Genomic DNA, 12,944 nt, shown 5'->3' with positions numbered 1-12,944 from the left:
CGATGACCGAAACGACGCCACTTTGGGAAGTCTTCATCAGGGCGAGGAACGGCCTCAACCACAAACACGCCGGTTCGCTGCACGCGGCCGATGCGGAGCTGGCGTTGCAAGCCGCTCGCGACGTCTATACCCGTCGCGGCGAGGGCCAGAGCATCTGGGTTGTGCGCTCCAGCGACATCGTCGCTTCCGACCCGCAGGACAAGGACATGATGTTTGAGCCGACGGCGACGAAGATCTACCGGCATCCGACCTTCTATGAAATTCCCGACGAAGTGGGCAACATGTGATGTCTGACGACCTGTTCCGGTATGTGCTGAGACTTGCCGACGATCACCTGATCCTCGGCCAGCGGTTGGGCGAATGGTGCGGCAAGGCGCCCAGCCTTGAGGAGGATCTTGCGCTCGCCAATATCGGCCTTGATTGTCTCGGACAGGCGAGGGCGCTTTACACCTGTGCCGGTAAGGTCGAAGGCAAGGGCCGCGACGAGGATGATCTGGCTTTCCTGCGTCCGGAACGCGAATACTGCAACGCGCTTCTGGTGGAGCAACCCAACCGGGACTTTGCCTGGGCAATCGCCAGGCAATTCTATTTTTCCGCATTCATGCTGCCGTTCTGGCGTCAAATGGCGAAATCCGGTGATGACGATCTGCGCGCAATCGCCGCCAAGGCCGAGAAGGAAGTCGCCTACCATCTGCGCCATTCCGCGGAATGGGTCATTCGTCTGGGCGACGGCACGGAGGAGAGCCGCCGGCGCATGATCGCGGCGCTGGAAGAACTCTTCATCTACACTGGCGAACTCTTTGAGATGGATGATGTTGCGCTCGCCATGGTCTCCGAAGGCGTCGGCGTCGACGCGTCTGCATTGCGCGACGAATGGCGGCGCACGGTCGACGGCGTGCTTGCCGAAGCGCATCTCGCAGCGCCCGAGGCGGCTTACGACCAGTCTGGCGGACGGGAAGGGCGCCATACCGAACATCTCGGACATCTCCTGAGCGAACTGCAATACATGCAGCGCGCCTATCCCGGGCTCGAATGGTGAGGATGCCATGGGCGTTGTCGTCGCAGATGCGCTGAACCCGTCGAATGTCCGCTCCCGTCGAGCATGGGAAGTGGCGGCGGCGGTGCCTGACCCTGAAATTCCGGTCGTTACCCTGGCCGATCTCGGAATCCTGCGCAGCGTCGAATGTGACGACGACGGCGCCGTCATAGCCAGGGTCACGCCGACCTATTCCGGATGTCCCGCCACGCAACTGATCGAGCAGATGGTTCTGGAGGAGCTGAAGAGAGACGGGTTCGACAACGTGCGGGTCGAGAGCGTGATGAGCCCCGCCTGGACGACAGACTGGATCACAGCGGAGGGCCGCGAAAAGCTGCGCGACTTCGGCATCGCGCCGCCCGTGAAGGCGTCCAATTCCATACGCGCCCTGTTCGGGGAAACCGCGGTCAATTGCCCCCTGTGCGGTTCGGAAGACACAGAACGCATAAGCGAGTTCGGTTCAACGCCCTGCAAGGCGCTCTACCGGTGCCGAACGTGCCTCGAGCCGTTCGACTATTTCAAATGCCTTTGAGGATCAGGCGATGGCGCAGTTTTACCCACTGAAGATCAAGCATATCGTTCGCGAAACGCCCGACGCAGTCTCCGTCAGTTTTGACGTGCCGGAGGAGGCCAGGGAGCGTTTTGTGTTCGTGCCTGGTCAGTATCTCACGCTCCGCGCCAAGATTGCGGATGAGGATCTACGCAGAACTTATTCTATCTGCAGCGGAATCGATGACGGTGATCTGCGCGTGGCTATCAAGCGCGTGGATGGCGGCGTGTTCTCCGGCTTCGCCAATGACAATCTCGAAGTGGGTATGGAAATTGATGTGATGCCGCCGCTGGGGCGCTTCACGAACGCGGCTGATCCGGCCGCCCGCAACGACTATGTGGCCTTCGCCGCGGGGTCCGGCGTCACGCCGGTGCTTTCGATCGTCAAATCCGTGCTGGCCCGTGAACCTGCCAGCACCTTCACGCTGTTCTATGGCAATCGTGACCGCAATTCGGTGATATTCCGCGAAGAACTTGAGGATCTCAAGGACCGGTTCATAGACCGCTTCACCCTGGTGCATGTGCTGAGCCGGGAGGCGCAGGACGTCGACATTCTGCATGGTCGGATCGATGCGGACCGGATTCGCAAATTCGCGGAGAACAAGCTGTTCGATCCGCGGTCCGCAACCAAAGTCTTTCTGTGCGGCCCTGGCGACATGATCGATGACGCGCGTCGGGTGCTGGAAGATCTGGGCGTGAAGCCGGATCGCATCCGGTTCGAGTTGTTCACCCCGGCCGATGGAGGCGCCGCAGCGAAAAAGGGCGTCGTTCCTCCGCCATCCGAGGCGCACAGCAAGGGCGTGTCGGTCGAAGCCGTAATGGACGGCGTGCGGTCAACGTTTTCGATGGAGGGCGCCGACGGCAATGTCATCGACGCCGCGCATCGTCAGGGCATCGAACTGCCCTATTCCTGCAAGGGCGGCATGTGCTGCACCTGCCGTTGCAAGCTTGTCGAAGGCAAGGTCGAAATGGCCGAAAACTATTCGCTGGAGCCTTGGGAACTCGACGCCGGCTACATCCTGTCCTGTCAGGCACGTCCGTTGACGGAGAAAGTCGTCCTCGATTTTGACGACGTGTGATCCGTGCGGCCTTTTGTGCAATCAATAGAGGAAAATATCTGTCATTCAGCCTAAGGCTGAACTAGTCTCCGCGGTGGTATAAACCCAATGGAGTCCACGCAGATATGTTTTTAAAAAAATTTTTCGCCGCAATCGCAATACTTCTGATTTCTGTTCCGCTTGCCCGGGCGCAGGCGCCGCAATTGTGCGAGCCGTTTACCGTTATCGGTCACGCCAAGCGGACGATGACATTTATCGATCTCGGCGAACCCGGGACCGGTCCGGGCGATGAGCGCATTGGCAAACGCGTCATCTACGATGAAAATGATATGGAGATTGGCGTCCTCACATGGGTCGTGAAAACAATCACAAACCCGACCGAGGACGAAGCCGGCGTCGGTCACTTCAGCGGACACTTCGAGTTTCCTGACGGCAGTATCAGTTACCTCGGCATCCTGCGCACAAACTATCATGCCCACGAAACACAAGCTGCTTCGTTCGACAAATCCCAGGAGAACGCAATTCTCGGAGGGACCGGCATATTCGCCGGAGCAGAGGGAACGATCGAATCCAGACCTGAGGCCGATCGCAAGCGAATGATCTACAGCATAGACATCCATTGCGATTGACCGGCTCACATTCAGTGAACGCCGGCCAGAACTAGATGCCTTTTCTGCTTGTAGATGGCACGCAAACACTCAACACGCCGGGCGGGATTGGGGGCTGGATACTTTCGGACAACGTCACGAACGAACACTGTCGCCGATATCGTGCGGCGACAGTGAGGGTCGGATAAACACGATGATCAACGCGCTTGTGCCAGAATTTGCCGTGTCGGATTGGCTAAAATCCAAAGCCTTCTATTGCGACATTCTTGGCTTCGTCTGCTTGTATGAGCGTCCGGAAGAGGGGTTCTGCTACCTCGCACTTGGCAAGGCAGAGATAATGATCGATCAAATAGGTGACGGCCGCACTTTTGACGACGGACACCTTCCTTTTGCCTATCCGTTCGGCAAAGGGCTTAACGTTCAAATTCGGGTAAAGGCCATCTCGGAAATGGTGGAAGCCCTTCGACAACACGGAGTTACCCTTTATCTTGAACCGGAAGACAAATGGTATCGTGTGCAAGACGTCGAATCCGGCAATCGGCAATTCGTTGTCGCCGACCCTGACGGCTACCTCCTGCGTTTTTATGAGGATTTAGGAACGCGGCAGTTGCGTTAAGGCGATAGAATTGCTCCTCCCGCAAACGCGTCTGTGAAGTTGCCATTGACGCCGATGCGGGCGCTGTGAAATCGAACATTACGGGAACTTATTGATGCGCCGACGACGAATTTATGCTATGATATCGCTGGTTCGGTCGGCAAATTCGCGATCGTTCTATTGAGGCAAAGGTCGAATTTGACGAATTCCCGAAACAAAGCCAACGAGGTCGATACTCGGAAATGATCGAATTCCCGAAACAAAGCCAGATGGCGTTTTTGAGCCTGCATCTGTAGTACGTTTAGGGAATCTGCAGATTCCCGAAACAAAGCCAGATGTAAATATTTAATAAAAACAATAACATAAAACAATATCGGCTCGTCGACCTTTATTGAAGCGGCGGTTTGCCAGGGACCGTCTCCCTCAAAAGGATGACCCGACAGGGGTCGCCTTTCTTTGCCGGTTCCGCGAATGGGGCGCGGATCGTCAGACAGTCGGATTGCGCGAAGACCCGGGTCATGGAGGAATCCTGCCGGTCGAAGGGCAGGGCGATCAGATCTCCGTCTGGCCCGCGTTCGATTTTCGAGCGCAGATAGTCCTCGCGTCGGTCATTAGCCGGAAGATCCTTCCCGAGAACGGCAGGCCGTTCCAGATCCGGCGCGGCGTTTCCGCTAAGACGCGCTATCAGGGGGCGCAGGAAAAGGTGCGAACAGACGAGGCTTGAAACCGGGTTGCCTGGAAATCCCAGAACATGCAGATGCTCCAGGCGGCCATACATGAGCGGCTTGCCGGGACGCATGGCGATCTGCCAGAAATCGAGTTCCATGCCCCGCGCGACGAGCGTCTCCTGAACGAGATCGTGATCGCCGACGGATGCGCCGCCAAGCGTCACCAGAATATCGGCTCCGCTTTGCAAGGTCTGGTCGATAGCCTCCTCAATGGAGGCGCGCGTATCCACGGCGATGCCGAGATCCAGCGCCGTCGCGCCGTCGGCTTGCGCAATCGCCGCCACGCCAAAGCCGTTCGAAGCAATGATCTGGTCGGCCTTCGGATCCGATCCTGGCGGAACCAGTTCATCTCCCGTCGCCAATATCGCGACATGGGGCCGTCGTCTGACGGTCAGGCTCGGATAGTTCATCGAAGCGGCGACCGTCACGCGTCCCGCGTCCAGCGTGTCGCCGGTTTGAAGCACCACGTCGCCGGCGGCGAAGTCGAGGCCTTCCGGACGGATGTAGACACCCTTGCTTGCGCCCTGGTTTATCCGAACGCGATCCGGTCCGAGCGTTTCGGTGTTTTCCTGTATGACAATCGTGTCAGCGCCATCAGGCAGCGGCGCGCCGGTAAAAATGCGCACTGTTTCCCCGGAATTGACCGAGCCTTCAAAACGGTGACCGGCTGGCGCCTGACCGATGATGGTCAATTCGACGGGCGTGGTTTCGACATCAGCGGCGCGAACGGCGTAGCCATCCATGGCCGAGGCCGAGAAGGGCGGTTGCGAGCGTCGCGCGACGAGATCTTCGGCCAATATCCGGCCAGCTGCATCGGCGAGCCTGACGCTTTCGCGCTCTTCAACCGTCTCGGCATCGGCGAGAATGCGGCTTCGGGCGTCCTCGACGGAAACGAGGCTCATGGATCACGCCGCCAGTCGCCGGATTTGCCGCCGCTTTTCGAGACAAGCCTGATGGAACCGATCTCCATTCCCCGATCAACGGCTTTCGCCATATCGTAAATCGTCAGACAGGCGACGGAAACAGCCGTCAGCGCCTCCATTTCGACGCCGGTCTTTCCCGTCAGTTTCACAGTCGCCCTGACATGAAGACCGGGCAGGGCGTCGTCCTCGGTAATGTCGACGGTCACCTTGCTCAACATAAGCGGATGGCAAAGTGGAATAAGCGTCGAGGTCTGCTTGGCCGCCATGATCCCGGCCAGACGCGCCGTTCCGATAACATCGCCCTTCCTGGCGTCGCCATCGCGGATCAGAGTAAGCGTTTCCGGGGCCATGACAACATGACCTTCGGCGACGGCTATGCGCTCGGTTTCCGCCTTGTCGCCGACATCCACCATATGCGCTTCGCCGGTTGCGCCGATATGGGTGAGTTTGTCCGGCTTCGACATCGCTCAGACTGTTTCCGCGAGCAGATCGCGTGTAGCCGCTGCGACGTCGGCCTTGCGCATCAAACTTTCGCCGACCAGGAAGGAACGGATGCCGACATCGGCGAGCCGTTGGCAGTCGTCATGCGTAAAAATCCCGCTTTCTCCCACGAGAAGCCGGTCATCGGGCGCCATCACAGCGAGTTTCTCACTGGTCGACAGGCTGGTTTCGAATGTCCGCAAATTCCTGTTGTTTATCCCGAGCAGTCGGGAGTTCAGGGCAAGCGCGCGTTCCATTTCTACTTCGTCATGGACCTCGATGAGGCTGTCCATGCCAAGTTCGGCGGCCGTGTCCTCCAGAAGACGTGCGTCGTCGTCGCTGACGGAGGCCATGATGATGAGGATGGCGTCGGCGCCCCAGGACCGGGCTTCGTAAACCTGGTAGGGTTCAAACATGAAGTCCTTGCGCAGAGCGGGCAGGGAAGTAGCGTTTCTCGCTAATGTCAGGAACTCCGGCGCACCCTGAAATGACGGCGTGTCGGTCAGGACCGAAAGACAGGTCGCGCCGCCGGTCTGATAGGCGTGCGCCAGGACCGGAGGATCAAAGTCTTCCCGGATGAGCCCTTTTGACGGGCTAGCCTTCTTGATTTCTGCAATCAGTCCGAAGCCGCCTCGCTCCTGTTTTTCGGCGAGCGCCTTGTGGAAGCCGCGCGGCGTGTCGCAATCGGCAAGCATCGCCTTCAATTCCGCAAGCGGTCGCGTGGCCTCCGCCGCGGCGATTTCCCGGCGTTTGTATTCTTCGATCTTTTTGAGGATGTCCGCCATGGATTATTCCGCAGGCTTCACATGAGATTTGGATGTTTTGATCAGGGCGTCCAGCACCGCATTGGCCGCGCCGCTATCGATGGAGCGCGTCGCCTGTTCGAGGCCTTCGGAAAGATCTTCCGCCTTGTCGCCAATGACGAGCGCCGCGCCGGCATTCAGCAAGGTAATGTCACGATAGGCGTTCTTGGCGCCGTTGAGAACGTCTTTCAAAGCGGCCGCGTTGTGTTCGGCGTTGCCGCCGCGAAGTTCGGCAAGGTCGACCCGGCGCAGACCGAGATCTTCCGGCGTGACCTCGAAACGGGTGATGTCGCCATTGTGAAGCGCAGACACCGTCGTCACGCCAGCCGTCGTCATCTCATCCAGTCCGTCGCCGTGGACGACCCAGACATGTTCGGAACCGAGGTCGCGAAGAACTTCGGCCATGGGCTCGCACCAGTAAGGGTCGTAGACGCCAAGGAGCTGGCGCTTGACGCCTGCAGGGTTGGACATCGGCCCGAGCAGGTTGAAGATCGTACGGGTGCCGAGTTCGACGCGCGTCGGTCCGACATGGCGCATCGCTGAATGATGCGCCGGGGCGAACATGAAGCCAATTCCGGCCTCGCTTATGCAGGCGGCGATGCCTTCCGGCGACAGATCCAACTGGACGCCAAGCGCCGCGAGCGTATCAGCCGCGCCGGATTTGGACGTGAGCGCCCTGTTGCCGTGTTTGGCGACGGTCAGCCCGGCGCCGGCTGCCACGAAAGCGGCGCAGGTCGACACATTGTAGCTGCCCGATGCGTCGCCGCCGGTGCCGACGATGTCGATCGCGTCTTCAGGGGCCTCCACGCGAAGCATCTTCCTGCGCATGGTGCTGACCGCGCCTGTAATCTCGGAAACGCTTTCACCGCGTACCCTCAGCGCCATGAGAAAACCGCCAATCTGAGACGCTGTGGCTTCGCCGGACATCATGATGTCGAAGGCTTTGCCCGCTTCCTCCCGGGTCAGCGCACGGCCATTGGCGGCGATGCCGATGTAGTCTTTTAGTTCGGACATGTCTTGTTCAGCGCCTAGTAGCTTTGCGAGAGGGTGAGGTCAGCGAGCCTGGCGTTTACCGTCACGCCGAATTCCTCCTGCATCATGCGAACGGCTTGCCCGAGAATATCATTGGAAATGCTGTCCGAAATCGCAGAGACGGCGGTCGGCGGCAGTTTATTGTCTTCTGCAGGAGAGGGCGTCGTGACGCTCTGAACCTTTATCAGGATTCTCGCCGTATTGTCCGGATCGCTGGCCAGCGCGACATGGCCTTGCGGGCCTGAGAAGGCGGCGTTCAGCGCGTCGGCCCCGAAAAGCGCGTCCTGATCGTTGCGGCCGATATCGTATTTCGTGTCTGGGGTTAGTCCGTATTCAGCGCCGATCGCGCTTAATTCTTCGCCGTCGGCAAGACGCTTACGCAATTCCTCGCCAAGTTTGGCCAGCTCCGCGTCTGTTTGCTGATTTTTCCAGTCTGCGACGACCTGCTCGCGAACCTCGTCCAGCGTCCGATCGCGGGAAGGCGTGATGTCGTTGACTTCGTACCATAGGAAACCATCCGAACCGATGCTGATCGGCGGAGAGTCGATATTGATGTCGGCTTCGAAGGCTTCCTGCAGGAGCGTCGCTTTTTCCGGCAGGTCGCTTATCATTTGACCGTTCGGGCCGCGGCCGGTTCGGTCCACCGCGTCGATGGTCACAGGCGTGAGCTGTTGCTTGGTCGCCGCCTCCACAAGCGTGTCGCCTGCGGCGCGGGCGTCTTCGTAGGCGTCATGCACGTCCAGCAGAATATTTCCTGCGTCGACGAGCGCCATTTCCTGACGGATCTCAGGCTCGACTTCCCCGAAACTCTTTGTGGCGCCCGGCGTAATCGAGGTCACGCGCAAGATGACCGGGCCGAAGGCGCCGTCGACCACGCCGGATGTTCCACCCTGGTTCTCAATGGAAAAAGCGGCGTCAGCGATGAGTTGATCCGGCACCGACGCCTTGGAGAATGTGCCGAGATTGACGTCGTCAGCCGTCTTGCCCTGTTCGCTCAGGAGTTCGTCAAAGCTCTTGCCCTGGTCCAGTTCGCTGGCGGCGGCTTCGGCGTCTTCCCGTGACGCGAAATTCAACTGTTCGATTGTTCTCTCTTCGGGCGTCGTGTAGCGTTCCTTGGTGCGGTCATACTCATCCCGCACAAGATTCTCGGCGACCGCCGCCGGGTCCGAAATATCCTCGGCCGTCAGCGTAACATAGCTGATCTTGCGATATTCCGGCGCGCGGTATTTCGACTTGTTCTCTTCGAAATATTTCGACGCCTCCTCGTCGGTTGGGTCTGCAACGTCACCGATCAGCGTGCGGTCCAGAAACAGATAGTCAACCGTCCTCTTTTCGTTCTGGAACTGGTTGAACGCTTCAAGCAGAGCCGCGGGAGCTTCATACCCGTCTGCGATCGCATCGACGATCTGCGTTCTGATGGCGGCGTTCTGCTGGCTTGTGATGAAGCTGTCCGGCGTAAAGCCTGAATTGCGCAGTACTGCGTCGAAAGTGGCTTCGTCGAAACGGCCATTGATGCCCTGGAATGCAGGATCGTCGCGGATGATGCCGGCTAGGCGATCCTCCGAAAGTCCCAAATTCATCCGCCGCGACTGCTCGTCGAGAGCCGCAGACGTGGCGACGATGCTCAGAGTTTGCGCTTCGAGGCCCATGGTGCGCGCCTGTTCCCTCGAAACGTAGCGCTGTAATTGCTGGGAAATCAGGGACACCTGCCTGTTGTAGGCGAGCAGGAATTCGTTTTGTGTCACGCGGGTGTCGCCGACCGTCACGACCGAATTGCCGGCGCCCTGGAACATCGTGCCGCTGATGCCCCATACACCGAAGGAGAGCACGAGCAGGATGAGAAGCAGTTTGGCAAGCCAGGACTGCGCGGCGCGACGAAGGGTGTCTAGCATGTGAATTCCATTCTAACCCGGGAGCCGACGCGTTGAAACGCCGACAGTATTTGCATTTGTTGATCGTCTTTTAAGCGGCGGGCAAGCCGCTAGCAAGACCTGCGTGGCGACAGTGGCAAATTCGAAATGCGGCTGCTGGACTTTGAAATCGTCCGCCGACCTGATACGTCGTCTGCAACGATGGTTTGAGGGGTACGGGAATGACACCGGGAGTTAAGCCGCTGGTGGCCGGCAACTGGAAAATGAATGGCGATCGCAATGCTCTGCATGAAGTAGCCGCAATCGCCAATGGTATCGACGGGGCGCTTGGCGAGAATATTGACGCAATCATCTGCCCACCGGCCACATTGCTATATCTTGCAGCGGGAACCGTTCTGGATACGCCGCTATCGATCGGAGCGCAGGACTGTCATCAGTCAGCGTCCGGAGCGCATACCGGCGATATCGCAGCCACGATGATCAAGGACACAGGCGCTACGCATGTCATCGTTGGTCATTCCGAACGTCGGACGGACCACCATGAGGACGATGCGCTGGTGCGCGTAAAGGCGATCGCCGCGCACGAACAGGGGCTGGTTTCGATTATTTGTATCGGCGAAACGAAAGAAGAACGAGAAGCCGGCGAGACGCTGACGATTCTGGGCGCGCAACTCGCAGGTTCGCTTCCGGAAAATTGCACGGAATTCAATACCGTTGTGGCTTACGAACCCGTCTGGGCGATCGGCACGGGGCTGACGCCAAGTATAGACGATGTCGCCGAATCGCACGCCTTCATCCGAAGCCGGCTCGAAGACAGGTTCGGTGAGGCCGGCAGCAAGATGCGTCTTCTCTATGGCGGTTCGGTGAAACCCGGCAATGCGTCGGAACTGATGGCGGTCGTAAACGTCGATGGAGCGCTTGTCGGCGGCGCGAGCTTGAAATCGGCGGATTTCCTCGCCATTTGTGAAGCATACAGAAGTTGACCCACTTCGGCGCACGCCGTCGTTTCAATCTCCCAGATTATGGGTTGGAATAATCAACGGCGTCGTGTAAAGAGCCGCCCAATCCCTACATTCGCCAGACTTCGGCAGGAAAAGGTTCATGCAAACGGTTTTGATCGTTATTCATCTCATGGTGGTCGTCGCGCTCGTCGCCGTCGTTCTACTGCAACGCTCCGAAGGCGGCGCTCTTGGCATCGGCGGTGGAGGCGGTTCCGGCTTCATGTCGGCCCGTGGCGCAGCGGATGCGCTCACCCGGACAACCGGTATCCTCGCGGCGGCCTTCTTCGCCACGTCGATCGCATTGGGCATCTGGGCGCGTTATGAATCCCGGCCGACGGATATCCTGGAACGGATTCAGCAGACTCAGCCGAGCGAAGGCACGAGTGTCCTGGATCAACTCGGCGGATCGTCGGAAACGGATAGCCAAACCGACAGTAACAGCAATTCCGACGGACAAATTCCGACGGGGCAATAATCAGCGCCAGTGAACGATTGGTCGGCGGCTCAAACGGGTCGCCGATTTTCATGTGAGGATTCGGCAAGCCGGTTCCGAATGAAAAATCTGCGGCTTCGTGGCGAATGGGGCTGGTGGAATCACTTTGAAAGCGGTAACGACATAAGCCCATGGCGCGATACGTATTCATAACCGGCGGCGTGGTTTCCTCTCTTGGCAAGGGCATCGCGTCCGCAGCGCTCGGCGCGCTTTTACAAGCTCGCGGCTACCGGGTGCGGCTCCGCAAGCTCGATCCCTATCTCAATGTCGACCCGGGTACGATGAGCCCGTACCAGCACGGCGAAGTCTTCGTTACCGATGACGGCGCCGAGACTGATCTCGATCTCGGGCACTACGAGCGCTTTACCGGTCGATCCGCCGTACAGGCCGACAACATCACCACCGGTCGCATCTACAAGAATATTATCGACAAGGAACGCCGGGGCGACTACCTCGGGGCGACTGTCCAGGTCATCCCGCACGTCACCAACGAGATCAAGGAATTCGTCCTCGACGGCAACGAAGACTATGATTTCGTATTGTGCGAGATCGGCGGAACCGTCGGCGATATCGAGGCGATGCCGTTCCTGGAGGCGATCAGACAACTCGGAAACGATCTGCCGCGCGGCAACGCGATCTACATTCACCTGACGCTGATGCCCTGGATTCCGGCAGCGGGTGAATTGAAAACCAAGCCGACGCAGCATTCCGTGAAGGAATTGCAGTCAGTCGGCATCGCTCCGGATATTCTTCTGGTGAGGGCCGATCGTCCGATTCCTGAAGAGGAGCGCAGGAAGCTCTCGCTGTTCTGTAACGTCCGTCAGTCCGCGGTCATTCAGGCGCTGGATGTTGCCAATATCTATGATGTGCCGACGGCCTACCACCGGGAGGGCCTGGATGGAGAAGTTCTGGCTGCATTCGGCATTGACCCGGCTCCGGCGCCGAGGTTGGAAGCTTGGGAAAAGGTTTCTGCGCGCATCCGCAACCCGGAGGGGCAAGTCACGATTGCAATTGTCGGCAAGTATACGGGCTTAAAGGACGCTTACAAATCACTGATAGAAGCCTTGCATCACGGTGGTATCGCCAACCAGACGAAAGTGCAGCTTGAATGGATCGAATCGGAGATTTTCGAGAAACAGGATCCCGCGCCGTGGCTTGAAAAGGTCAACGGCATTCTTGTGCCAGGCGGTTTCGGCGAGCGTGGCTCAGAAGGCAAGATCCATGCAGCGCGTTTCGCGCGCGAGCGGAAGGTTCCCTATTTCGGTATTTGCTTTGGTATGCAGATGGCGGTGATCGAGGCCGCCCGTTCGCTGGCAGGCATTGAAAACGCCTCATCGACTGAATTTGGCGAATCGTCCGAACCAGTTGTCGGCCTAATGACCGAATGGCTGAAGGGAAATATGCTTGAGAAACGCGCTGCGAATGCGGATCTAGGCGGCACGATGCGGCTCGGCGCTTTTCCCGCCGTGCTCAAACCCGGCACGCGCATCGCTGACATTTACGGTGAGACAGAGATTTCCGAGCGGCACCGCCACAGATATGAAGTCAATCACGACTACAAGAATGTCCTGGAGGAACACGGATTGGTGTTCTCTGGTATGTCGCCGGACGGGGTTTTGCCTGAAACCATCGAATATGCGGACCACCCGTGGTTCATCGGCGTTCAGTACCATCCCGAACTCAAATCGCGTCCTCTGGCTCCACATCCGTTATTCGCATCTTTCGTCGAAGCGGCGCTCGAACGTTCCCGCCTCGTATAGACCAGGC

General features: G+C 58.7%; 14 protein-coding genes. 9 read left to right on the top strand and 5 right to left on the bottom strand.

What is annotated here, in order from left to right; all coding sequences use genetic code 11:
• The first annotated feature begins 2 nt into the window (after positions 1-2).
• The 6 genes from paaB to AAFN47_RS03350 all read left to right on the top strand — a co-directional run bounded on the left by paaB (position 3) and on the right by AAFN47_RS03350 (position 3,867).
• Positions 3-287 (top strand): 1,2-phenylacetyl-CoA epoxidase subunit PaaB, encoded by a 285-nt coding sequence (gene paaB / locus AAFN47_RS03375; RefSeq protein ID WP_370688197.1) that lies wholly within the window; start codon positions 3-5, stop codon positions 285-287.
• Positions 287-1,039, top strand: coding sequence for a 1,2-phenylacetyl-CoA epoxidase subunit PaaC (paaC, locus tag AAFN47_RS03370; RefSeq protein ID WP_499807787.1), 753 nt, complete (start codon positions 287-289; stop codon positions 1,037-1,039). Before paaB ends, paaC begins: the two co-directional genes overlap by 1 nt.
• A 7-nt stretch (positions 1,040-1,046) precedes the next feature.
• Entirely contained in the window at positions 1,047-1,568 is a 522-nt protein-coding gene (paaD, locus tag AAFN47_RS03365) for a 1,2-phenylacetyl-CoA epoxidase subunit PaaD (protein ID WP_499807786.1), read from the top strand.
• Positions 1,569-1,578: 10 nt separating this feature from the next.
• Positions 1,579-2,664 carry a 1,2-phenylacetyl-CoA epoxidase subunit PaaE gene (gene paaE / locus AAFN47_RS03360; RefSeq protein ID WP_499807785.1) on the top strand — a complete coding sequence of 362 codons (1,086 nt, stop codon included), beginning with the start codon at positions 1,579-1,581 and terminating at the stop codon, positions 2,662-2,664.
• A gap of 104 nt (positions 2,665-2,768) precedes the next feature.
• A complete protein-coding gene (locus tag AAFN47_RS03355) occupies positions 2,769-3,272 on the top strand; it encodes a hypothetical protein (protein ID WP_499807784.1) in 504 nt (167 codons plus the stop codon).
• Positions 3,273-3,444: 172 nt separating this feature from the next.
• On the top strand, positions 3,445-3,867 hold the full coding sequence (locus AAFN47_RS03350) for a bleomycin resistance protein (protein ID WP_499807783.1): 423 nt from the start codon (positions 3,445-3,447) through the stop codon (positions 3,865-3,867).
• Between the two features lie 367 nt (positions 3,868-4,234).
• Here the strand turns inward: AAFN47_RS03350 and AAFN47_RS03345 are convergent, their stop codons facing one another.
• Genes AAFN47_RS03345 through AAFN47_RS03325 form a run of 5 tightly spaced genes read right to left on the bottom strand, consistent with a single transcriptional unit; the run spans position 4,235 to position 9,704 of the window.
• Positions 4,235-5,476 (bottom strand): molybdopterin molybdotransferase MoeA, encoded by a 1,242-nt coding sequence (locus tag AAFN47_RS03345; protein ID WP_499807782.1) that lies wholly within the window; start codon positions 5,474-5,476, stop codon positions 4,235-4,237.
• The gene (gene moaC / locus AAFN47_RS03340; RefSeq protein WP_499807781.1) at positions 5,473-5,961 is read right to left on the bottom strand and encodes a cyclic pyranopterin monophosphate synthase MoaC; all 489 of its coding nucleotides are present in this window, start codon (positions 5,959-5,961) and stop codon (positions 5,473-5,475) included. The genes AAFN47_RS03345 and moaC overlap by 4 nt, the downstream gene beginning before the upstream one ends.
• 3 nt (positions 5,962-5,964) lie before the next feature.
• Entirely contained in the window at positions 5,965-6,762 is a 798-nt protein-coding gene (gene trpC, locus AAFN47_RS03335; protein ID WP_499807780.1) for an indole-3-glycerol phosphate synthase TrpC, read from the bottom strand.
• A 3-nt stretch (positions 6,763-6,765) separates the two neighbouring features.
• Positions 6,766-7,794: an anthranilate phosphoribosyltransferase gene (gene trpD, locus AAFN47_RS03330; protein ID WP_499807779.1), complete on the bottom strand. Its 1,029-nt coding sequence runs from the start codon at positions 7,792-7,794 to the stop codon at positions 6,766-6,768.
• A gap of 14 nt (positions 7,795-7,808) precedes the next feature.
• Positions 7,809-9,704 (bottom strand): SurA N-terminal domain-containing protein, encoded by a 1,896-nt coding sequence (locus AAFN47_RS03325; RefSeq protein ID WP_499807778.1) that lies wholly within the window; start codon positions 9,702-9,704, stop codon positions 7,809-7,811.
• 200 nt (positions 9,705-9,904) lie between these two features.
• Between AAFN47_RS03325 and tpiA the strand changes: the two genes are divergently transcribed.
• The 3 genes from tpiA (at position 9,905) to pyrG (ending at position 12,937) form a co-directional block, all read left to right on the top strand.
• Positions 9,905-10,666 (top strand): triose-phosphate isomerase, encoded by a 762-nt coding sequence (gene tpiA, locus AAFN47_RS03320; RefSeq protein ID WP_499807777.1) that lies wholly within the window; start codon positions 9,905-9,907, stop codon positions 10,664-10,666.
• 118 nt (positions 10,667-10,784) lie between these two features.
• Positions 10,785-11,159: a preprotein translocase subunit SecG gene (secG, locus tag AAFN47_RS03315; protein WP_499807776.1), complete on the top strand. Its 375-nt coding sequence runs from the start codon at positions 10,785-10,787 to the stop codon at positions 11,157-11,159.
• A gap of 149 nt (positions 11,160-11,308) precedes the next feature.
• Positions 11,309-12,937: a CTP synthase gene (gene pyrG, locus AAFN47_RS03310; protein ID WP_499807775.1), complete on the top strand. Its 1,629-nt coding sequence runs from the start codon at positions 11,309-11,311 to the stop codon at positions 12,935-12,937.
• Positions 12,938-12,944 lie beyond the last annotated feature (7 nt).

Origin of the sequence: Hoeflea sp. CAU 1731, from assembly GCF_039888615.1 — a bacterium.
Classification (GTDB): domain Bacteria; phylum Pseudomonadota; class Alphaproteobacteria; order Rhizobiales; family Rhizobiaceae; genus Flavimaribacter.
This window is presented reverse-complemented; position numbering and strand designations above follow the sequence as displayed.

Excerpts from the sequence above, each read along its gene's own strand:
- paaB (WP_370688197.1), top strand. The coding sequence starts at position 3 with ATGACCGAAACGACGCCACTTTGGGAAGTCTTCATCAGGGCGAGGAAC.
- paaC (WP_499807787.1), top strand. The coding sequence starts at position 287 with ATGTCTGACGACCTGTTCCGGTATGTGCTGAGACTTGCCGACGATCAC.
- paaD (WP_499807786.1), top strand. The coding sequence starts at position 1,047 with ATGGGCGTTGTCGTCGCAGATGCGCTGAACCCGTCGAATGTCCGCTCC.
- paaE (WP_499807785.1), top strand. The coding sequence starts at position 1,579 with ATGGCGCAGTTTTACCCACTGAAGATCAAGCATATCGTTCGCGAAACG.
- AAFN47_RS03355 (WP_499807784.1), top strand. The coding sequence starts at position 2,769 with ATGTTTTTAAAAAAATTTTTCGCCGCAATCGCAATACTTCTGATTTCT.
- AAFN47_RS03350 (WP_499807783.1), top strand. The coding sequence starts at position 3,445 with ATGATCAACGCGCTTGTGCCAGAATTTGCCGTGTCGGATTGGCTAAAA.
- AAFN47_RS03345 (WP_499807782.1), bottom strand. The coding sequence starts at position 5,476 with ATGAGCCTCGTTTCCGTCGAGGACGCCCGAAGCCGCATTCTCGCCGAT.
- moaC (WP_499807781.1), bottom strand. The coding sequence starts at position 5,961 with ATGTCGAAGCCGGACAAACTCACCCATATCGGCGCAACCGGCGAAGCG.
- trpC (WP_499807780.1), bottom strand. The coding sequence starts at position 6,762 with ATGGCGGACATCCTCAAAAAGATCGAAGAATACAAACGCCGGGAAATC.
- trpD (WP_499807779.1), bottom strand. The coding sequence starts at position 7,794 with ATGTCCGAACTAAAAGACTACATCGGCATCGCCGCCAATGGCCGTGCG.
- AAFN47_RS03325 (WP_499807778.1), bottom strand. The coding sequence starts at position 9,704 with ATGCTAGACACCCTTCGTCGCGCCGCGCAGTCCTGGCTTGCCAAACTG.
- tpiA (WP_499807777.1), top strand. The coding sequence starts at position 9,905 with ATGACACCGGGAGTTAAGCCGCTGGTGGCCGGCAACTGGAAAATGAAT.
- secG (WP_499807776.1), top strand. The coding sequence starts at position 10,785 with ATGCAAACGGTTTTGATCGTTATTCATCTCATGGTGGTCGTCGCGCTC.
- pyrG (WP_499807775.1), top strand. The coding sequence starts at position 11,309 with ATGGCGCGATACGTATTCATAACCGGCGGCGTGGTTTCCTCTCTTGGC.